Annotated in this window: 16 protein-coding genes; 5 read left to right on the forward strand and 11 right to left on the reverse strand. The window is 67.7% G+C overall.

Translation table 11 applies throughout. The features are described 5' to 3' along the window. Positions 1-2: 2 nt before the first annotated feature. From ACZ9AQ_RS00770 to ACZ9AQ_RS00785, 4 genes are read left to right on the forward strand one after another with little or no spacing between them, the layout of a single operon-like run. On the forward strand, positions 3-1,235 hold the full coding sequence (locus tag ACZ9AQ_RS00770; protein WP_429201549.1) for an ABC transporter permease: 1,233 nt from the start codon (positions 3-5) through the stop codon (positions 1,233-1,235). 25 nt (positions 1,236-1,260) lie between these two features. Then, the gene (locus ACZ9AQ_RS00775; RefSeq protein WP_429201547.1) at positions 1,261-2,592 is read left to right on the forward strand and encodes a sigma-54-dependent transcriptional regulator; all 1,332 of its coding nucleotides are present in this window, start codon (positions 1,261-1,263) and stop codon (positions 2,590-2,592) included. Between the two features lie 16 nt (positions 2,593-2,608). Beyond that, positions 2,609-3,979, forward strand: coding sequence for a sensor histidine kinase (locus ACZ9AQ_RS00780; protein WP_429201545.1), 1,371 nt, complete (start codon positions 2,609-2,611; stop codon positions 3,977-3,979). A 44-nt stretch (positions 3,980-4,023) separates the two neighbouring features. Beyond that, the gene (locus ACZ9AQ_RS00785) at positions 4,024-4,794 is read left to right on the forward strand and encodes a spermine/spermidine synthase domain-containing protein (RefSeq protein ID WP_429201543.1); all 771 of its coding nucleotides are present in this window, start codon (positions 4,024-4,026) and stop codon (positions 4,792-4,794) included. On the opposite strand, the gene ACZ9AQ_RS00790 is transcribed toward ACZ9AQ_RS00785, so the two are convergent. Next, positions 4,757-5,263 carry a hypothetical protein gene (locus ACZ9AQ_RS00790; RefSeq protein WP_429201542.1) on the reverse strand — a complete coding sequence of 169 codons (507 nt, stop codon included), beginning with the start codon at positions 5,261-5,263 and terminating at the stop codon, positions 4,757-4,759. The genes ACZ9AQ_RS00785 and ACZ9AQ_RS00790 overlap by 38 nt on opposite strands. A 1-nt stretch (position 5,264) precedes the next feature. Continuing rightward, positions 5,265-5,462: a hypothetical protein gene (locus ACZ9AQ_RS00795; RefSeq protein WP_429201541.1), complete on the reverse strand. Its 198-nt coding sequence runs from the start codon at positions 5,460-5,462 to the stop codon at positions 5,265-5,267. Between the two features lie 349 nt (positions 5,463-5,811). Between ACZ9AQ_RS00795 and ACZ9AQ_RS00800 the strand changes: the two genes are divergently transcribed. After that, positions 5,812-8,247, forward strand: a complete 2,436-nt coding sequence (locus tag ACZ9AQ_RS00800) for a TonB-dependent receptor plug domain-containing protein (protein ID WP_429201539.1) — start codon at positions 5,812-5,814, stop codon at positions 8,245-8,247. 65 nt (positions 8,248-8,312) lie between these two features. On the opposite strand, the gene ACZ9AQ_RS00805 is transcribed toward ACZ9AQ_RS00800, so the two are convergent. From ACZ9AQ_RS00805 to ACZ9AQ_RS00845, 9 genes are all read right to left on the reverse strand, one after another. Further along, entirely contained in the window at positions 8,313-9,884 is a 1,572-nt protein-coding gene (locus ACZ9AQ_RS00805) for a hypothetical protein (RefSeq protein WP_429201537.1), read from the reverse strand. After that, positions 9,881-11,986, reverse strand: a complete 2,106-nt coding sequence (locus tag ACZ9AQ_RS00810) for a hypothetical protein (protein WP_429201535.1) — start codon at positions 11,984-11,986, stop codon at positions 9,881-9,883. Before ACZ9AQ_RS00810 ends, ACZ9AQ_RS00805 begins: the two co-directional genes overlap by 4 nt. After that, the gene (locus tag ACZ9AQ_RS00815) at positions 11,970-12,953 is read right to left on the reverse strand and encodes a BatA domain-containing protein (protein ID WP_429201533.1); all 984 of its coding nucleotides are present in this window, start codon (positions 12,951-12,953) and stop codon (positions 11,970-11,972) included. The genes ACZ9AQ_RS00810 and ACZ9AQ_RS00815 overlap by 17 nt, the downstream gene beginning before the upstream one ends. Before the next feature lie 18 nt (positions 12,954-12,971). After that, a complete protein-coding gene (locus tag ACZ9AQ_RS00820; RefSeq protein WP_429201531.1) occupies positions 12,972-13,856 on the reverse strand; it encodes a DUF58 domain-containing protein in 885 nt (294 codons plus the stop codon). A 14-nt stretch (positions 13,857-13,870) separates the two neighbouring features. Next, complete coding sequence (locus tag ACZ9AQ_RS00825) at positions 13,871-14,875, reverse strand: AAA family ATPase (RefSeq protein ID WP_429201530.1); 1,005 nt, start codon at positions 14,873-14,875, stop codon at positions 13,871-13,873. Positions 14,876-14,878: 3 nt separating this feature from the next. Then, on the reverse strand, positions 14,879-15,502 hold the full coding sequence (locus ACZ9AQ_RS00830) for a DUF4159 domain-containing protein (RefSeq protein ID WP_005663557.1): 624 nt from the start codon (positions 15,500-15,502) through the stop codon (positions 14,879-14,881). A gap of 15 nt (positions 15,503-15,517) precedes the next feature. After that, entirely contained in the window at positions 15,518-16,855 is a 1,338-nt protein-coding gene (locus tag ACZ9AQ_RS00835) for a TldD/PmbA family protein (RefSeq protein WP_429201527.1), read from the reverse strand. A gap of 10 nt (positions 16,856-16,865) precedes the next feature. Then, complete coding sequence (locus tag ACZ9AQ_RS00840; RefSeq protein WP_429201526.1) at positions 16,866-18,503, reverse strand: TldD/PmbA family protein; 1,638 nt, start codon at positions 18,501-18,503, stop codon at positions 16,866-16,868. 150 nt (positions 18,504-18,653) lie between these two features. Beyond that, positions 18,654-19,988 carry a TldD/PmbA family protein gene (locus ACZ9AQ_RS00845; RefSeq protein ID WP_429201524.1) on the reverse strand — a complete coding sequence of 445 codons (1,335 nt, stop codon included), beginning with the start codon at positions 19,986-19,988 and terminating at the stop codon, positions 18,654-18,656. Positions 19,989-19,993 lie beyond the last annotated feature (5 nt).

A 19,993-nucleotide genomic window follows, 5' to 3' on the forward strand; every position in this document is an offset into this window, starting at 1 on the left:
ACATGGAAATCCGACCCATCCTGTCCGCGCTGTTGCGCAACAAGACCGGCCCGATCCTGGTGGCGATGCAGGTCGCCCTGAGCCTGGCGATCCTGGCCAACGCCCTGCACATCGTCAACGAACGGCGCGAAGTGGCGGCCCGCCCTTCCGGCCTGGCCGACGAAGCCGCGACCTTCTATTTCGCGGTGCGCAACCTGAACCAGGACACGCCGGAGCAGATGCTGGCCACCATCAAGCGCGAGCTCGAGGTGCTGCGTTCGGTGCCCGGCATGGTATCGGCCGGCCAGGCGTCGCAGATGCCGATGTCGCAAAGTGGCGGCACCACCAGTGTCTCCGCCGATCCGCGCCAGGAGCGCGAGAGCGCCTATGCCTCGACCTATCTGGCGGATGGATCGATGGTCAAGACCCTCGGCCTGAAACTGGTCGAGGGCCGCGACTTCCTGCCGCACGAAATCCCCGAGGTCAACCAGACCCTCGAGAACAGGCTGCCGGAAACCATCCTCATGACGAAGGCGCTGGCCGAGAAGCTGTGGCCAGGCGCGCCGGCGGTCGGCAAGATGATGTACTTCGGCACCGGCAACGGGGCGCGCGGGGCACAGGTGGTCGGCGTGGTCGAGCGCCTGCAGACCGTGCATGCCGAAGTGGGCATGGATGGGGAGTATTCGATCCTGATCCCCGAATTCATGTATGGCCGCCCGGGCACGATGTACGCCATGCGCGCCGAGCCGGGCCAGCGCGACCGCGTGATGCGGGAAGCCGAACTGGCGCTGCGCAAATCGTCGGCCACGCCGATGATCCTGCGCATCAAGACGGTCGAAGCCGACCGCAAGGACCGCTACCGCGCCGACATGGCGCTGTCATGGATGCTGGTGACGGTCAGCGCGCTGCTGCTCCTGATCACCTGCAGCGGCATCGTCGGCATGGCCAGCCTGTGGGTGACCCAGCGCCGCAAGCAGATCGGCGTGCGGCGCGCCCTCGGCGCGCGCAAAATCGACATCCTGCGCTACTTCATCGTGGAGAACGTCCTGATCACCAGCGGCGGCGTGTTCGGCGGCGTGCTGCTGGGCGTGGGCCTGAACCAGCTGTTGGTGAGCGAGCTGGAAATGACACGGCTGCCGCTGCCCTACCTGGCCGCCGGCGCCCTGCTGTTCTGGGCGATCGGCATCCTGGCCGCCTATGGCCCGGCATGGCGCGCGGCCAGCATCTCGCCGGCGCTGGCCACCCGCAGTACTTGACCGCGAGGATGCTATGCTTGCGGCCATGCCCACCGTTCTCATCATCGACGACAACGCCGCCGTCGCCATGGCGCTCGAGGTGCTGTTCTCGCTGCACGACATCGCGGCGCTGCGCGCGGCCTCGCCCGAGGAAGGCCTGGACCTCCTCGGCCGCGAGCCGGTCGATCTGGTAATCCAGGACATGAACTTCACGGCCGACACCACGTCGGGCGAGGAAGGCGTGGCCCTGTTTCGCGAGATCCGCCTGCGTCATCCCGACCTGCCGGTGATCCTGCTCACCGCCTGGACCCACCTGGACGCGGCGGTCGACCTGGTCAAGCTTGGCGCCGCCGACTATCTGTCCAAGCCCTGGAACGACGAGCGCCTGCTGGCCACGGTCAGCAACCTGATCGAGCTGGGCCAGGCCAACCGGCTGCTTGCCAGCCGCCTGCAGCGCGAACGCAAGGCCAGGCGCGAGCTCGAACTGAACTTCGATCTGCGCGGCCTGGTGTGGCAGGATCCGGCCACCGAACGCGTGCTGCACCTGACCTGCCAGGTGGCTGCTGCCTTCGTGCCGGTCTTGATCACGGGGCCCAACGGCACCGGCAAGGAACGCATCGCCGAGATCATCCAGGCCAATTCGACGGTGGCCGACGGCCCCTTCGTGGTCCTCAACTGCGGCGCCCTGCCGTCCGAACTGATCGAGGCCGAGCTGTTCGGCGCCGACGCCGGCGCCTATACCGGCGCCTCGAAGGCGCGCGAAGGCAAGTTCGAGGCCGCCGACGGCGGCACCCTGTTCCTCGACGAAATCGGCAACCTGCCGCTGGCCGGGCAGATGAAGCTGCTGCGGGTGCTGGAAACCGGCCGTTTCGAGCGGCTCGGCTCGAACCGCGAGCGGCAGGTGAAGGTGCGCGTGATCAGCGCCACCAATGCCGACCTGGCGGCCATGATCCGCGCCGGGACCTTCCGCGAAGACCTGTTCTACCGCCTGAACGTGATCGAGCTGCGCCTGCCGCCGCTCGCGAGCCGTCCGGGCGACATCCTGCCGCTGGCCCAGTCGTACCTGGAACGCGGCAAGACCCTGCATCCGGCGGCCGAAGCGGCCTTGCTGGCCCACCCCTGGCCCGGCAATGTGCGCGAACTGAAGAACGTGATGGCGCGCGCCAACCTGCTGTCGAGCGGCGACACCATCAGGGCGACCGATCTCGGGCTGCCGGCCGCCAGCCTGCCGGCCCAGGACACGGAACCCGACCGCGACGCCATCGTGGGGGCGCTGGCGCGCGCCGGCGGCGTGGTGGCGCAGGCGGCGAACGAACTCGGACTGTCGCGCCAGGCGCTGTACCGCCGCATGGAGCGGCTGGCGATTCCACGTCCATGAGTGCATTCATGAGCGAATGCGCATGAGCCAGGCGCCGGGCCGGGCCAGGTTCTCGCTGGTCACGCGCCTGTCGGCGCTGGTCGGCACCCTGCTCGTCCTGGGCATGCTGGCCGCGCTGGGCCTGGACGCCCTGTTCCCCGGCCGCCCGCTGCTGGTCGCGGGCCTGTGCCTGCTCGGACTGCTGCCGGTCGCGATCATCACCCTGCGCGCGCAAATCCAGCCCATCCTGTCGCTGTTTCGCGCGCTGGAGGGGACGGTCGACAGCTACCGCGACGGCGACTTTTCCTTCAGCCTGCATTGGCCGCACAACGATGAGCTGAGCGACCTGATCGCGGCCCACAACCGGCTGGGCGCCGTGCTGCGCGAGCAGCGCCTGGGCCTGGCCCAGCGCGAACTGCTGCTCGACTCGATGGTGCAGAACACGCCGGTGGCGATGCTGCTGGTGGCCGATTCTGCGTCCCACGCCGGCGCGCATTCAGGGGTCATCGTCTACGCCAACGTCGCCGCGCGCCAGCTGCTGGCGCATGGGCGCAAGCTCGAGGGTCATGCGCTGCGCGCCGTGCTCGACAACGCCGCGCCGGCCCTGCGCGAAGCGCTGGCGCGCGGCGGCGACGGCCTGTTCAGCGCCGGCGAAGGGGAAAGCGAAGAGGTCTATCACCTGGCGCGCAGCACCTTCAACCTGAATGGGCGGCGCCACGAGCTGCTGCTGCTGCGCCAGCTGACGGCCGAACTGCGGCGCCAGGAAGTGCAGACCTGGAAGAAGGTGATCCGCGTGATCAGCCATGAACTCAACAACTCGCTGGCGCCCCTTGCCTCGCTCGCGCATTCCGGCGCCGAGCTGGTGCGGCGCGGGCAGGTGGAGCGCCTGCCGCAGATCCTCTCGACCATCGGCGAACGCACCCGTCACCTGGAGAGCTTCATCCTCGGCTATGCGCGCTTCGCCAAGCTGCCGGCGCCGCGCCTGGAAGCCTGCCCGTGGCCGGAACTGGTCGCGCGCCTGACCGGCCAGGTCGATTTTGCCGTCGAGGGCGAGCTGCCGCCGGACCCTGCCCGGGTCGACCCCGCCCAGCTGGAGCAGGCGCTCCTGAACCTGCTCAAGAACGCGCACGAGTCAGGATCCAGGCCGGAGCAGGTCCAGCTGCAGGTGCGGCGCGTGCAGGACCAGCTGCGCATCGACGTGCTCGATCGCGGCAGCGGCATGAGCGAGGCGGTGCTGACCCAGGCGCTGGTGCCCTTCTATTCGACCAAGCGCAGCGGCACCGGCCTGGGGCTGGCGCTGGCGCGCGAGATCGCCGAGGCACATGGCGGGCGCATCCTGCTCGCCAACCGCGACGGCGGCGGGCTGGCGGTGACGCTGTTCCTGCCGGCGCTGCCATCCACCTCATGAACCGTCTCTGGTAAGATCGGCGTTGATTTTCCAGCCGCTCGACCATGCCGCCGTCCACCACCGATCCCCGCTTCGCCCAGCCCGGCCATCCGCCCGCCACCATCGACGAATTCGAAGGCGTGCGTTTCCTGCACCTCGGCACTTCCTGGGTGCAGGGCGCGATGCGCCTCGCCAAGCCGGACACGATCGAGCTCGAATACGTGCAGATGATGATGATGTGGACGCTGTTCCAGCGCGCGCCGCGCCGCATCGCCCAGCTCGGGCTGGGCAGCGCCGCGCTCACCAAGTTCTGCTACCAGCGCTTTCCCGAGGCGAAGGTCACGGCGGTCGAACTCAATCCCAACGTGATCGCGATCTGCCGCGCGCTGTTCGGCCTGCCCGACAACGATGCCCGCCTGGACGTGCGCGAAATGAATGCGCTCGACTTCGTGCTCGACCGCGGCAACCATGGCCAGTTCGACGTGCTGCAGGTCGACCTGTACGACCAGGACGCGCGCGGCCCGGTGCTCGATTCGGTCGAGTTCTACCAGGGCTGCCGCGATTGCCTGGCGCCGGGCGGCATCATGACCGCCAATGTGTTCGGCGACTTCAGCAACTATGACAAGAACTTCCTGCACATGGAGCAGGTGTTCGACGCTGTCGCCTGGCTGCCCGAGGTGCATGACGCGAACGTGGTGGTGCTGGCCTTCCGGGAGGCGCCCGAGATCGACTTCGCGCTGCTGTACGAGCGCGCCGGCGAGGTCAAGCGGCGCCTGAACCTGCCGGCCAGGAATTGGGTCAACGGTCTGAAAGAGTGGATGCGCGATCACGCGTGATCTGGCACGGCGCGGGCGCACGGCGTTCCGGGAGCTGGCCGCCCACGCCCAGTTCGGACGCCGGCACGGGCGCGCCGAGCACCGCGAACACCGCGCCGCAGGGTTCGCGTTCCAGCGCCAGCACCGGGAACACCCGTTCCAGATTGACGTACTTGGCCCAGGCGCCGGCGCCGCGCGACTGGCTCGGCGGGATCGACATGGCGGCAAAGCCGCGCGCGCCCTCCTCCAGCGCCGCGATGCTGCGCACGCGGGCGGCGCGCGCTGCTTCGTCGGACCGTTCGGCCTGGCCGGCTTCCATGCAGCGCACCCGCAGCTGCGCGCCGGGCAGCGGATGGTCACTGATTTTCTGGTTGGGCGCGTGCCAGAGCTGCATCAGCACGATGCCGGTCGGCCCGTGGGCGTCCCAGGCGCTTTCGAGTCTGCCGTGGTGCTGCAGCCCGTAGCGCTTGCAGAGCTGGGTAATATTCATGTTAGTCGTTCCGTTGCCGTTGACGCCGCTCGCAGCTGCGGCGGGCGGCGGGACCCTGCATGGCGCGCAGCAGGATCTCTCGTGAGACATTGCAGCTCTCGAGGTACATCAGCCCGGCCGACACGCCTCGCGTCTCTGCCAGGAACAACGCATATTCGGTAGCGAGCGCGGACCGCTCGTCGATTCGTCGTTGAATCATGATGTGGCTGCCTACGAAGTGCGGCGAAAGCGCCGGCTTGAAATCACATGCTAAAGCCACTCGGCAGCACACCGTTGGAAATCTTGTTAAAGAACGTAACAATCCAGCAAACTCTTGCTCACAACATTTCTCACCAAAAATTTGTTTATTCTCAATGCATTACCCGAAACTCATGAACATCCCTTGAACTCAAAGAATACGTCTCTTTTATGCAACAGCCGTGCCACCTGTTCACCTTCGTATTTACTTATTTCAATAACTTCGTAGTGCAGATCGCGAACCCGTTGCTAACATGAAATGACATCCGGTCAAGCGGATGACATGACAACACTCAATGCAGGGGGAGAGGATGACCAGGAAGTTGAACAAGAAAACACTGCCGCAACGCGCCCTGTTGGCGTCGGCACTGATGGCGGCGTTGGCGCCCGTTGGCGCGCAGGAGACGGACAGCAGCATGTCGCAAGTCGTGGTGCTCGGCTCGCGCACCCAGGCCAAGACCGCGCTCGACACCGCGGTTCCGGTGGGCCTCATCAACAGCAAGGACATCCAGTCCGCCGGCACGCTCGAACTGGGCAAGGTGCTGCAAGACCTCGACCCCTCGTTCAATTTCACCAGCACCTTCGTGAGCGACGGCACCGACATCATCCGCCCCGCCACCCTGCGCGGCCTGGGCCCGGACCAGCTCCTGGTGCTCATCAACGGCAAGCGCCGCCACCAGCAAGCCCTGGTCAACGTGCAGCAGACCATCGGCCGCGGCTCGGCCGGCACCGACATCAATGCGATCCCGCTGTCGGCGATCCAGTCGATCGAGGTGCTGCGCGACGGCGCCGCGGCGCAGTATGGCTCGGACGCGATCGCGGGCGTCATCAACATCATCCTCAAGAAGGGCGCCGGCAACGGCACGCTCAGCGCCAGCGCCGGCACCACCGACGAAGGCGACGGCGACACCTATTCGGCCAGCGCCAACCGCGGCTTCGCGCTGGGGGCCGACGGCGGCTACCTGAACCTGTCGGTCGAGGCCAGGAAGCGCGACGAGACCAACCGCGCGGGTCCCGACACCCTGCGCGTCAGCCCGCCGCGCGTGACCCAGCGCCTGGGCGACAGCAACGCCAAGGACTATTACCTGTGGATGAATTCGGCCATCCCGACCGCCGGCGGCGAACTGTACGCTTTCGGCGGCGCCTCGAAACGCAAGGGCGATTCGGGCGGCTTCTTCCGCCCGGCCGAGGATTCGCGCAACGTGCCCGCGCTCTATCCGAATGGCTTCCTGCCGAATATCGTGACCACCGTGCAGGACGCCTCGCTCGCCGTCGGCTACCGCCACGACCTGCCGAACGGCTGGAACGCCGACGCCAGCGTCAACCATGGCCGCAGCCAGCTCAAGTTCCACGAACGGAACTCGGTCAACGTCAGCTACTGGTACGAGAACGGCGAGTCGCCGACGTCGGCCGACACCGGCACGCTCAAGTTCGAGCAGACCACCTTCAACCTCGATTTCAAGGGCCCGGTGAACGTGCTGGGCGGCGAGCTGTTCGTGGCCGCCGGCTTCGAATGGCGGCGCGACAACTACGAGATCGAGGCCGGCGATCCGGTCTCGTACCAGTACGGCCGCAGCAACAATCCCGCCATCGTCATCCGCGACCAGAACGGCGGCATCGCCGCCTCGGGCATCCAGGGCTTCCCCGGTTACACCCCGGGCACCGCGGTCGACGAGGGCCGCCACAATACCGCCTACTACCTGGACCTGGAGCGCCAGTTCGGCGCCAACGTCACGCTCGGCGCCGCGGCGCGCCACGAACGCTATTCGGACTTCGGCAACACCACGATCGGCAAGCTGAGCCTGCGCTGGGACCCGAGCCGCACCGTCGGGATCCGCGGCAGCGCCTCGACCGGTTTCCGCGCGCCGGGCGTGCAGCAGAAGTTCTACAGCTCGGTGTCGACCAACCTGAACGCCGCCGGCGTGCTGACCGAGACCCTGACCGCGCGCGAAGACAGCGCCGTCACGCGCGCCTTCGGCATCGCCCCGCTGCGGGAAGAAACCTCGAAGAGCGCCAGCATCGGCATGATCCTGCGCCCGACCCAGGGCTTCTCGCTCACCGCCGACGTCTACCGCACGAAGATCGACGACCGCATCGTCTTCTCCAGCAATATCGCACCGGAGTCCGGCCCCTGCCCGACGCCGGCCGCCTGCCCGATCCGCAACATCCTCGATCCGCTGCGCGTGGGCCAGGCCCAGTTCTTCACCAATGCGATCGACACCACCACCACCGGCCTCGACCTGGTGGCGCAGCAGACCATCCGTGGCCAGGGCTCGACCCTGGTGCTGTCGGGCCAGCTGGGCTTCAACAAGACCGAGGTCGACGACCGCCATTCGCAGTCGCCGGTGCTCACCGGTGCCCAATTGTTCGACGACGCGCAGGTGACGCTGATCGAACGCGGCCAGCCACGCAAGCACCACGTGGTGTCGGCCGACTACACCACCGGACCGTGGAACCTGACGGCGCGCGCCAACTACTTCGGCGCGGTGCAGGGCCAGGGGTTCACGGCGCCGTTCGTGCAGACCTGGGAAGCGAAGTGGATCGTCGACCTGACCGGGCGCTATGCCTTCAACAAGAACCTGGCGCTGTCGGCGGGCGTGAACAACCTGTTCGACACCTATCCGACGCGCTGGGATCCCGAGCGCGCGGCGCCTTTCCCGCAGTTGGGCTTCACGCACTGCTGGGAAACCTGCCCGTTCGGCATGAATGGGCGCTCGGCCTACGTGAAGGCGGACTACACGTTCTGAGAGGGGCCGGCCGGCGCGCCGGACGCGGGCTGCAACGGAGTCGCACGCGGCGACTCCGGGGCGTATCAGCGGCGCTCGCGCCACCATAGCGACAGCATCGCCGCGGCGAAGGCCAGGGCGAACGGCCAGGCCGGCATCGGGCGTGTCGGCCCGTCGCCGGGCGGCTGCGCCGTGCGGGCGGCGTAGCGCGCGGTGGCGTCGCGCTTTTGCATTGCCTGCCATTGCGGCCAGTCGTCTTGCGCATACACGTAGACGGCGTGCGCGCCCGCCTTGCGGTCCGCCATCGGCAGCCAGCCGGGTTTTTGCGGCCACAGCGCGACGCAGGAAGCATCGACGCGATCGGCGCGGGCTTGCCAGCGCAAGCTTTGTTTCAGTTCCGGGAATGCGACCTCGCCATCGACGCCGCGGGCGCAGATTTCCAGGCGCTGGCCGGGCAGCGGCATCTCGGCGGGCGCCAGCCATTCGGTTTCCTGGCGCCGCTCGACGCCGACGCGGTCGAGCACCCCCTGCCACCACAGCGCCAGCTTGCGCGGTTCGGCGATCGCGTGGCGGTGCCATTCGCTCACGCCCAGCCAGGCGATGCGGCCCTTCTTCCAGTCGCGGGTCCAGACCATGTCGCTCGACCCGGTCCAGGGGCCGGCGTCGCGCGCCGCCGGCAGCATCGGCGCCAGCGGCATTTCCAACGGCGCATCGAGCTTGCCGCCCAGCGGCTGCGCGCGCAGCGGCAATTGCAGGGTGCGCGACCAGACGCCCGGATCGTTCGCGTTCCCGCCCAGCACCAGGAGCGGCATGCCGGCGGCCACGCGCTCGAGCAGGGACGCGCGTTCGCCGGCGCCCATGCGCTCGAAACGGGCGGCATCGATCACCATCAGGTTCGGCGCCGTCATCTCTTCGCGCGGCGTCTCGGTACGGGTGACGTCGCGGCCCAGCGTGACCTGCCAGTCGAGCAGTGCGCCGCTGCCGGCCAGCAGGTCGTTCAGCACGCGCAGGTCGAACGACGGCGCGCCGAAGCGGCCCACGACCTGCAACTGGACCGGTTCGTGCACGGTGAATGGCACCGGGCCTTCGGCAAGCACCTTGTCCTTCGCATCCAGCAGGCGCGCCTTGAGGACGACGCGCTCGGCCACCGGCGGCATCCATTCGACGGTCAGGTTGCCCGCGCCGCGCGCCTGCGCGATCGGCTGGCCGTTCTCGGCCAGCAGTTCCAGGCGCATCTCTTCCTGGATCTCGTCTTTACTGCCGGTCTTGGCTTCGCGCTCGACCGTCAGGGTGAACAGGCGGCCCAAGGCTACCTGACTCGGAAACTCGAGGCGTAGCGCGCCGCCCTTGGGCGCCTGCCAGGCGAGCGGCAGGGCCGGCAGATCGTTCCATGCGGCGCCGCGCAGGCCGTCGCCGTTCAAGGTCAGGGCATTCACGCCCTGGAGCGAGGCCGACAAGGACAGCGGCGGCGCGGCCGGGTCGATGGCCAGCGTGCGGCCGGCCTCGCCGGGCACGCGCAGCTCGGCCGCGAACAGGCCCAGGGCGGCGGCCGCGACGACGATCAAGAGCGCGTCCAGCCACTGGCGGCGGCGCAGGTAGAGCGCGGCGCTGACGACGCCGGCCAGGGCGATGAGGCCGATGAGCAGGGTCTGGTTCATGGCGCGCCCGCCTCGCGCCACTGGCGTGCGAACGGGGTCTCGACCTTGCCGCTGCCCTGCAGCAGCACCCGGCCCTCGCCGGCGCCGGTGCGCAGCCAGGCGCGCAGCACCGGGCGGCAGGCGATGCAGCCGTCGGCCACGTCCTGGATCGCGCGCTGGGCGGCCAGGCGCTGTTCGTCGTCCTTCAGGCGCGTGCGCACCCAGTCGTTGGCAGTGCGCATCCATAGCGAAGGCAGCGCTGTGTCACCGGACGGCGCGCCGGACAGGGCGGCCACCAATGCGCGCAGCTCTTCCGGCAGCGGCGAACCGTCTGCCGCCTGTTCGCGGCGGTAGCTGGCGGCGCCCGCCATTTCGCCGGTCATGCGTTTTTCTTCCTTGATCGGCGGCGGGGTGAAGGCGGTCTTGTGCAGGTAGATGCGCTCGGCCTGCTGCAATTCCTTGATCGCTTCCAGCGCCTTGTGCTCGGGCGGCAAGGCGGTCTTCGGTGCGATCGCGCGCAGCGACTTCTCGGCATCCCACATCGCGACCAGCGCGCGGCGCAGCACCTTCTTGGTGCCCTCGTCGTACATCGTCGCGTTCTCGGCCTCGTCGTGGGCGTGGCCATAGGTTTCCAGGATGTGCTGGGTCTCGTTCACGATGGCGCTCTTGCGGGTGTTCGGGCTGCCGTGGTCGTGGCCGTGGCTTTCCTCTTGCGGATGCTCGCCGGGGCCGTGGTCATGGCCTTCATGGTCGTCGTGCTCGTCCCGCTGTTGCGCGCCGCCGGTGCCGGAACCGGCATTGTCGGCGAACAGCGTCGATTCCTCGCCCAGGAACTGGCCATAGCGGCGGCGCAGCTGCGCCTGGTCGTTGGCGATGCGTTCGCTGCGGTCGCGTACGTCGTCCGCCGCCATCTTCGTGCCGCGCATATCGGCGATGAGCTGTTCGGTGTCGATGATGATCTGGCGCTGGCTGCGCAGCGACGCCGGCTTGACCAGCGACGGCATCGCCGCGCTCTCTTCTTCCGCTTCCTGTTCCGGCGCCGGCCGGCGCACGGTGTAGGTGGGCGACTGCACGGTCTGGGGCCTGCCGGCGTTGTCGGTCGCGCGCACGAAGAAATACAGCTCGTCGCCCGGTTCCATCTCCAGCTCGGCGAGCGACCATTGCTTCGACCAGTCGCGCCGCTTCGGGTCGCTCGATGCCGGCAGCGGCATCTCGCGGTCGGTGAACTTGACGTTCTCGCCGCTGCCGCGCGCCAGCGTCATGTGCAGGGTGGCGCGCCGGATCGCGTAGTCGTCGCGGATCCGGATCGCCATCGCGGCGCCCGTCGCGTTCTCGCGCAGGTCCTGGATCATCTGGGTCGGAGCAAGCACCGTGATCTCGGGCGGCTGATCGGGAATCACGCGCAGCGTGTGGCGCTGGCCGCGCCAGCGCCACACCACCGACTCGGTGGCGGTCCAGCGCGCGCACGCCTTGCCCGGCTCGAGCACCTCGCCGTTGCCCAGTTCGATCCGGTTGTCCCCGGCGGTGCCGTCCTTCAGGCACCAGCTGACGACGGTCTGCTCCGGCGCCTGCAGGTCGCCCGGGCCCGATTCGGACGCCTTGATGCCGGTATAAGCCGGCGGCGCCAGCTTGATGGTGAGCCCGGCCAGCGTGGCCGCGCTCGCGCTGCTCACCGGGCCCGCTGGCGCTGCGCTGCCCGCTTCCGAGGGCCTGGTGGTCGCATACCACACCATCCCCGCCAGCACCGCGCTGACCAGGATGATCGGATAGCCGGCGGACACATGCTGCCTGACGATCCGGCGCAGCTGGGCCGGCGAGATGACGGCGTCCAGGCGGTCGAACAGGCGCTGCTGCTGCAGGCGGGCGATCGGCGAATCGGCCCCCTCGAGCAGGGCCGCGCTGTCTTCCATCTCGGGCACGGCGCCGTCCAGCCAGGCGGTCCACTCGAAGGTGACGCGGCGGCGCAGCTTGACCCAGTCGAGCGCGCACCAGCCGGCCCAGGCCAGCAGGCCCGGTCCCGAAGGAATCGCCAGCCACGGCAGCGCGCCGCCGATCCACAGCGGCAGGCGGCGCAGCTGGGCTGCGCGCCATACCCGTTTGGTGATCTCAACGCCTCCGTGCATGCGTGAGACTCCTTTCCAGTACAAAAAGTGCGGCCAGGACGGCCAGCAGAACGCCGCGCAGCGCGCCGCCCGGTCCCGGCGCATTGGCGGCGTCGCTTGCCGTGAATACTTGCGACGCCATCATGAATGGGCGCGGGCCGACGTGCAGCCGCTGCCAGTCGTCGAGCAGCGCGCGGGCGGCGTCGGGATGTCGCGGCGGCCAGTCGGCATGATGCCACAGGCGGCCACGCGCGCTGTCGGCGTAGCGCAGCCCGTCCAGCACGCGCGGCTTGGCCAGCTCGGGGAAGGTCGACGGCTGCGTCACCCACCACAACGGGGCGCGCAGCGCGGCGGGCGGCGCCTCGGCCCGGTCCCACACGATCAGCGAGGTCGCGGCGCCCGGCGTGTCGTCGACGATGACTGTATCGGGACCGCCCTGCGCCGCGAACATGCGGCGCCATTCGGCCGCGCGCTCGCTGGCGATGTAGACGTGGCGCTCGACCTTGACGGGCGCGCTGGCCTGGGTGCGTACCTCGACCTGGCGGCCAAACACCGGCTTCGCGGCCGGCATCGGCACGTCGCCCAGCACCATCAGGCGCGCGTCACGCTGCCATTCGCGTTCGTGCGTGTGTACCCAGCCCAGCGCTTGCGCGGCGGTCAGCGTGACGCGCTCGGCGTTCGCCAGGCCGGCTTGCGCCGTCTCGCGTTCGACCCATGCGGGGTCGGCGCCTTGCGTCACCACGACTGTATCGCCGCGCCACGGATAGACCGGGTCGGCCAGCCAGGCAATCAGGACCGCCAGCAACAAGCAGCGCACCAGCAGCAAGAGCGGGTCGCTCCAGCGCCAGACGCGGGTCTGGCGCGGCTCGGCGCGCGGCAGGAAGCGCGCGGTCGACATCAGGGCCGCCTGGTTCTGCACGCGCTTCTTGCGGTGCCACCAGATCGGCAGGAGGAGAACAGGCAGCGCGAGCCACCAGAGTGCATTCATGGCGTGATCTTCACTGGGTTACCTTCCGGGACGCCGCAACCAGCGCCGCAGCACCTCGACCGGCGACTGCTCGATCGCGGCCAGCGTCAGCGGCATATCGTTCTTGCGGCACTGCGCCGTGACGGCGTTGAAATGTTCTTCGCGGTTGCGGCGGTAGCCTTCCTTCAGGTCGGCGCCGAAGCGGAACACGCCTTCTTCGCGTTCCGGATCGCGATAGGCCAGCTCGCTGGAAAAGCTGGCGTCGATCTCGGCCTGGGTCTGCAGGCCCAGCACGCGCACGTCGTGGCGCATCTGGCGCAGGCGGATCAAGGCCACCGACAGCGGCGACGGCCAGTCGAGCAGGTCGCTGGCCGCGTAGATCGCGCTCGGCGATTGGGCGAAGTGCAGGCTCGCCTTCAGGGTCGCGGTATCCGGCAGGTCGCCATCGGGTTCGGCGCGCTGGAGCTGGGACAGCACGCGCTGCAGGTGGCGCGGCCCGCGCAGGGCCGGCGTGAACGCCACCTTGCCGCCACCGAGCACCACCAGGCCGAAGGCATCTCCCTGGCGCTGCGCGATCGCGGCGACGCAGCCGAGCAGCGCGCGCGCGTAGGCCAGCTTGTTGAGGCCAGGGGTGCTGCGGCTTGGTTCGGCCATCGACGCGCTGGCGTCGAGCACCAGCCAGACCGCCACGTGGCTGTCGCGCTCGGCCTCGCGCACGAAGTAGCGGTCGGCGCGCGCCGCCAGTTTCCAGTCGACACGGCGCCACTCGTCGCCGGGCACGTAGGCGCGGTATTCCGAGAACTCGACGCCCGCCCCGCGCTCGCGGCCGGCGTGGATGCCGTGGCCCAGGCCCGCCAGCACGTGGCGGATCACGAGGTCGAGCTTTTGCGTGTGCGCGATCAGCGCGGTGTTCGCTAACGACATGGTTCGAACGCCGGTTATGGCACCTTGATTTCGTTACGCAGCGCCTGCAGCACGTCGGCGATGGCGATGCCGTCGGCCTCGGCCTCGAAGTTGCGCAGCACGCGGTGCGCCAGCACCGGCAGCAGCATGGCCTGGACGTCGTCGCGGGTCACCGCCAGGCGGCCCTGCATCAGCGCGCGCGCCTTGGAGGCCAGCACCAGCGCCTGGCCGGCGCGCGGGCCGGCGCCCCAGCCGATGTGCTTTTTCACCGCCTCCACCGTGGTCTCGCTCGGACGGGTGGCGCGCACCAGGCGCGTCGCATAGCGCACCAGGTGGTCGCCGATCGCGATGTCGCGCACCAGCTGCTGCAGGCGCAGCAGGGTCTCGACATCCATCACCGGCTCGGCATCGAGCAGGCCCGCATGGGTCGTGCGCGAGACCATCAGCACTTCCTCGTCCTCGGTCGGATAGACCACGTCGATGCGCAGCAGGAAGCGGTCGAGCTGGGCCTCGGGCAGCGGATAGGTGCCGGCCTGCTCGATCGGGTTCTGCGTGGCCAGCACGAAGAAGGGACGCGGCAGTTTATGGGTCTGGCCGGCGAAGGTCACCGAACGCTCCTGCATCGCCTCCAGCAGCGCCGACTGGGTCTTGGGCGGGGCGCGGTTGATCTCGTCGGCCAGCAGCACTTGCGTGAACACCGGGCCGGGCTGAAAACGGAACCCGCGCTGGCGGGTCGCCGCGTCTTCTTCCAGGATCTCGGTGCCGACGATATCCGACGGCATCAGGTCGGGCGTGAACTGCACCCGGCGGAACTGCATGTCGGTGGCCTGCGCCAGCGACTTGACGAGCAGGGTCTTGCCCAGCCCCGGCACGCCTTCGACCAGCGCGTGGCCGCCCGCCAGCAGGCAGGTGACGAGCAGGTCGACCACGTCTTCCTGGCCGATGATCACGCGCGCCATGCTGGCCTTCAATGCGCCCACTTTCGCCGTCAGGGCGGCGATATCCTGTTCATTCCACGCTACTGCATCTTGTTGCGACACTGGTCATGCTCCCAACGCATATTGAATGATGTTCACCGCGAAACGGGTGTTGTCGACCGCGAGGAACCGCTTGTTGCGGAAGTCGTAATCCCATTCGCAGCCATAGTCCTTGTTCGAGTACAGCACGCGCACGCGCCCGCCAATCTCGATCGCCTTCAGGTACTCGTGCACCAGGTCGTCGCCCCAGCCATTGAGTTCCATCGACGTCGTCGGCGGCCCGTCCTCGAACTTGAAGAAACACGAGTACAGCGGATGGTTGTTCGGGATCTTCTTGAGCGCATGCAGCCCGAAGATCTTCGCCATCTCGGCCTCGAACGACTTGGCGAACAGGCCGTCGATGTCGTGGTTGCAGTCGTCCACGAAGACGAAGCCGCCGCCGCGCACGTACTTCTCGAAATTGCTCCGTTCCGCCGGGGTGAACTGCACCAGCTTGTGGCCGGCCAGGTAGCAGAACGGTGCCTGCAGCATCTTCGGATCCGACAGCGCGACCATGCGCTCCGTCGTATCCACCCGCAACGTGGTGTACTCCACCAGGGAGTTCAGCACGTTGCTGGGCATGCGGATATCTACGTCCCAGTTGCCCGATTCATACATCAGACGCGTGAAGTAGAAGTCGTAACTCGCCATGGAAGTTCGCGACCGTCAGACCGCGTCGGACAGCGAGGTGAAGTTAAAGTCGCGCACCTTCATCGGCGGCAGCACCATCTGGAACGGCACTTCGTCGCCGCCGATGATCTGCGGCTTGCCCAGTTCGTCGATATTGTTCAGGATCGTGACCGGGCTCTCGTTGAAGCGGAAGTTCTTGAGCGGGTACTTGATCTTGCCGTTCTCGACGTAGAAGGTGCCGTCGCGGGTCAGGCCCGTGAGCAGCAGCGACTGCGGATCGACCATGCGGATATACCAGGTGCGGGTGACCACGATGCCCTTCTTGGTGCCCGCGATCAGCTCTTCCAGCGACTTGGTGCCGCCGGCCATGATCATGTTGCCGTGGCCCGCGGTGGCGCGCTGGCCGGTCTTCTGGGCCCAGTAGCGCGAGTAGTCGAGCGAGGCCACGCGGCCATCCTTGACCAGCTGGGTGCGTTCGCGCGCCAGCAGCGATTCGTTGTCCCACGGCGCGACCGGCACGTCCTTGTCCCACGGGTCGGCCCAGATGTTCACCTGGCTGTCGAACAGCTTGTCGCCCAGGCGGTTCTTGCCGCCGGCTTTCGACAGGAAGCTGCGGCCCTCGTCGGCCGAGCGCGCGTCAAAAGCGCTGAACATATTGCCGAGGATTTCCGAGGTCGCCGCCGGCTCCAGGATCACGGTGTAGCGGCCAGGCTCCAGCGCGCGCGCCTCCCGCGATCGCAGCGCCTTCTCGATCGCCACTTCGGCCGCTTCGCGCGCGTCGAAGCGCGCGGCGTCGACCGCCGAGCGCGTCACCCAGCCCGAACCGCGACCATCCTCGGTGCGCGCGGTGAGGCTGAACGACAGGTCGGTGAAGTCCTGGTGGCCGAACACGCCGTTCGAGTTGCCGATCGTCGCGAACCGGGTGCTGTCGGTGAAGAAGCCGGCGGTGACCAGCTTGTTCTTGCGCGCCAGCTCGATGCAGATGGCCGCCACCTCGGCCCGGAAGTCCGGGTCGATCGCCGCGGTCTTGGGCACGAAGGTGGTGGTGGAGCGGTATTCCTGCTTCGCGATGGCGGGCATGAATTCGGGATTTTCCGGCGCCAGCCTGGCCAGTTCCTCGGCGCGGCGCACGGCTTTTTCCAGCGAATTGTCGTCGAATTCGTTGATCGCGGCGCTGCCGCTGCGCTTGCCGAAGGCCACGCGCACGTTCAGCTGCATGTCTTCGGTCAGGCCGGCGGTCGACACGCTGTTGCGCGCGAAGCGCACGTTGCCCACACGGTTGCCTTCGATCGCCACGGTGCATTCGTCGGCCTTCGACAGCGACAGCACGCGATCGGTGAGGCGTTTTGCTTGTTCCTGGTTCAGGGATTTCATCCTGGTCTCCTTATCCGATCTTGCGTGCGGTATTGATGACGTTGATGCCGTTAAAGCGCGTGGTGCTCGATCCGTGCGACACCGCGCTCACCTGGCTCGGCTGGCCCTTGCCGTCGAAGAAGGAGCCGCCCATGCGCCAGTCGCGCTCGTCGCAGATGGCCGAACAGGCATTCCAGAATTCCTGGGTATTGGCCTGGTACGCCACGTCCTCGAGCGGGCCGGTGATCTTGCCGTTCTTGATCTCGTAGTACAGCGTGCCGCCGAACTGGAAGTTGTAGCGCTGCTGGTCGATCGAGTAGGAACCGCGGCCCAGGATGTAGATGCCTTTCTTGACGTCCTTGACCATCTCGTCCGGCGTCAGGCGCGCTTTGCCCGGCTCCAGCGAGACGTTCGGCATGCGCTGGAACTGCACCGTGCTCCAGCTGTCGGCATACGAGCAGCCGTGCGATTCCTTCTCGCCGATGATGTGGGCCTGGTCGCGCGTGGCCTGGTAGTTGACCAGGATGCCGTCGCGGATGATGTCCCACTGCTTGGCCGGCACGCCCTCGTCGTCGTAGCCGATCAGGCCGAGCGAACCCGGCGTGGTGCGGTCCGCGACAAAGTTGACGCGCTCGGCGCCATACTTGAATTTCTTGCTCTGCCACTTGTCCAGACCCACGAAGCTGGTGCCGGCGTAGTTGGCCTCGTAGCCGAGCACGCGGTCCAGTTCCGTCGGGTGGCCGACGTTTTCGTGGATGGTCAGGAACAGATGCTCGGGGCTGAGCACCAGGTCGTACTTGCCCGGCTCGACCGACTTGGCGGTCAGCTTTTCGCGCGCTTGCCTGCCGGCCAGGCGCGCATCCTCGACGATGTCGTAGGACTTGGTGTAGAGCGTGGTGACGCCGCCGGCGGCGCGCACCTTGTCCTCGGGACGCGCGTCGAAATATTCATAGCCCATCGAGGCCGGGGCGCCCAGGCCGCCGCGCGAACGGAACTTGCCGCTGGCCTTGTCGACCGCGGTGGCGTTGATCGGGGCCCACAGGCGGTGCACGTCCTGGTCGATGTAGGAGCCGTCGGTCGATGCAAAGTATTTTTGCTGGTTGATCTGGAACAGCGAGGCGGTCATGAAGTTCGCTCCCGCATCCAGGCCGGCCTTGTTGGCGGCGATCAGCATGTCGGCCTTTTCCTTGACCGGCAGGGCGCGCCAATCCTTCTTGATCGGCGTGGACCACGCCACCTCGCCAACGCCCTTCACCGGCGCCAGGCGCACGGGCTCCGTCTGCAGCCTGGCGTTGGCCTTGGCGATCGCCACCGCCTGGCGCGCGGCATGGGCGACGCCGTCCATGGTCATGCTGTTGGTCGAGGCAAAGCCATAGGCGCCGTCGGCGATCACGCGCACTCCCACGCCACTCGATTCGGTATTGTTGATGCTTTCGACGTTCAGGTCGCGCGTGACGATGAACTGGTTCAGGTAGCGGCCGATGCGCACGTCGCAGTAGGACGCGCCGGCTTGCGTGGCCGCGCCCATGGCGGTATCGGCCAGGACCTTCTTGGCGCTGGCCGCCATCGGTTTGAGCAGGTCTTCGGCCGCGATCGCGTTGCCGAATACCGGAATGAGCAGGGCGCCAGCGGTGCCGGCGCCGATCTGCAGGAATTGTCGACGTTCCATGTGTGTTATCCGTTTGCGTTCACACTAATGTTAGCGTGTACCCGTCATCCCCGCGCAGGCGGGGATCCAAGTTCTCAGCGTAGTGGCAAGCGCATGCGAACTTGGGTTCCCGCCTCCGCGGGAACGACGGTGTGCCGAGGGGGCGCGGGCTTAGACCGCGTCCGACAGCGACGTGAAGTTGAAGTCGCGGATCTTCATCGATGGGATCAGCATCGAGTAGCGCGCTTCGTCAGCGCCGATCACGGCGGGCCGGCCGATTTCCTCGATATTGTTCAGCATCGAGACCGGGCTCTCGTTGAAACGGAAGTTCTTGATCGGATGCTTGATCTTGCCGTTCTCGACGTAGAAGGTGCCGTCGCGGGTCAGGCCGGTCAGCAGCACCGATTGCGGGTCCACCATGCGGATGTACCAGGTGCGGGTGACCAGCACGCCCTTCTTGGTGTTGGCGATCAGTTCCTCGGTGGTCTTGTTGGTACCGGCCATGATGATGTTGCCGGCCGCGCCCACCGCGCGCTGCTTCTTCTGCTGCGCCCAGTAGCGCGAGTAATCGAGGGCGTTGATCCTGCCGTCCTTGACCAGCTCCACGCGTTCGCGCGGCAGCATGTCGTTATCCCATGGCAGCACGGCGACGTCCTTGTCCCATGGGTCGGACCAGATGTTGACCTGGCTGTCGAACAGCTTGTCGCCCAGGCGGTTCTTGCCGCCGGCCTTCGACAGGAAGCTGCGGCCCTCGTCGGCGCGGCGCGCGTCGAAGCCGCCCAGCATGAAGGACAGCAGGTCCGAGGTGGCGGCCGGCTCCATGATCACGGTGTAGCGGCCCGGTTCCAGCGCCTTGGCGTCGCTCGAGCGCAATGCCTTCTCGATCGCGATCTCGGCCGCTTCGCGCGGGTCGAATTTGGTGACGTCGCGCGCCGAACGCTTGACCCAGCCCGAACCGCGGCCATCCTCGGTGCGCACGGTCAGGGTGAAGTCGAGCGAGGTCGCGACCTGGTGGCCGAACAGGCCGTTCGAGTTGGCGACGGTCTCGAAGCTGGTACGGTCGGTGAAGAAACCGGCCGAGACCAGGCCGCGCTTGCGGCAGCCCTCGATCGCGTAGGCAGCGGCCTGCGCGCGGTATTCCGGATCGATGTCGGCGGTCTTCTGCACGAAGGTGTCGGACGGCTTGTAGGCGGTCTTGGCGATCGCCGGGATGAATTCCGGGTTGTCCGGCGCCAGCTTCGCCAGGTCTTCGGCGCGGCGCACGGCGCGCTCGATCGACTTGTCGTCGAATTCGTTGATGGTGGCCGTGCCCTGCTTCTTGCCGAAGGCGACCTGCACCTGGATGCGGGTGTCGTCGGCCAGGCCGGCGGTCGAGACGGCGTTGCGGGCGAAGCGGATGTTGCCGATGGTGCTGCCTTCGATGTTGACGATGCACTCGTCGGCCTTGGTCAGCGACATCACGCGGTCGCTGATCTTCTTCGTTTGTTCCTGGGTCAAGATGCTCATGTGCG

It is taken from the genome of Massilia sp. UYP34 (assembly GCF_056279385.1).

Bases quoted from the DNA above. Each gene is read 5' to 3' on its own strand.
- ACZ9AQ_RS00770 (WP_429201549.1), top strand. From the start codon at position 3: ATGGAAATCCGACCCATCCTGTCCGCGCTGTTGCGCAACAAGACCGGC.
- ACZ9AQ_RS00775 (WP_429201547.1), top strand. From the start codon at position 1,261: ATGCCCACCGTTCTCATCATCGACGACAACGCCGCCGTCGCCATGGCG.
- ACZ9AQ_RS00780 (WP_429201545.1), top strand. From the start codon at position 2,609: ATGCGCATGAGCCAGGCGCCGGGCCGGGCCAGGTTCTCGCTGGTCACG.
- ACZ9AQ_RS00785 (WP_429201543.1), top strand. From the start codon at position 4,024: ATGCCGCCGTCCACCACCGATCCCCGCTTCGCCCAGCCCGGCCATCCG.
- ACZ9AQ_RS00790 (WP_429201542.1), bottom strand. From the start codon at position 5,263: ATGAATATTACCCAGCTCTGCAAGCGCTACGGGCTGCAGCACCACGGC.
- ACZ9AQ_RS00795 (WP_429201541.1), bottom strand. From the start codon at position 5,462: ATGATTCAACGACGAATCGACGAGCGGTCCGCGCTCGCTACCGAATAT.
- ACZ9AQ_RS00800 (WP_429201539.1), top strand. From the start codon at position 5,812: ATGACCAGGAAGTTGAACAAGAAAACACTGCCGCAACGCGCCCTGTTG.
- ACZ9AQ_RS00805 (WP_429201537.1), bottom strand. From the start codon at position 9,884: ATGAACCAGACCCTGCTCATCGGCCTCATCGCCCTGGCCGGCGTCGTC.
- ACZ9AQ_RS00810 (WP_429201535.1), bottom strand. From the start codon at position 11,986: ATGCACGGAGGCGTTGAGATCACCAAACGGGTATGGCGCGCAGCCCAG.
- ACZ9AQ_RS00815 (WP_429201533.1), bottom strand. From the start codon at position 12,953: ATGAATGCACTCTGGTGGCTCGCGCTGCCTGTTCTCCTCCTGCCGATC.
- ACZ9AQ_RS00820 (WP_429201531.1), bottom strand. From the start codon at position 13,856: ATGTCGTTAGCGAACACCGCGCTGATCGCGCACACGCAAAAGCTCGAC.
- ACZ9AQ_RS00830 (WP_005663557.1), bottom strand. From the start codon at position 15,502: ATGGCGAGTTACGACTTCTACTTCACGCGTCTGATGTATGAATCGGGC.
- ACZ9AQ_RS00835 (WP_429201527.1), bottom strand. From the start codon at position 16,855: ATGAAATCCCTGAACCAGGAACAAGCAAAACGCCTCACCGATCGCGTG.
- ACZ9AQ_RS00840 (WP_429201526.1), bottom strand. From the start codon at position 18,503: ATGGAACGTCGACAATTCCTGCAGATCGGCGCCGGCACCGCTGGCGCC.
- ACZ9AQ_RS00845 (WP_429201524.1), bottom strand. From the start codon at position 19,988: ATGAGCATCTTGACCCAGGAACAAACGAAGAAGATCAGCGACCGCGTG.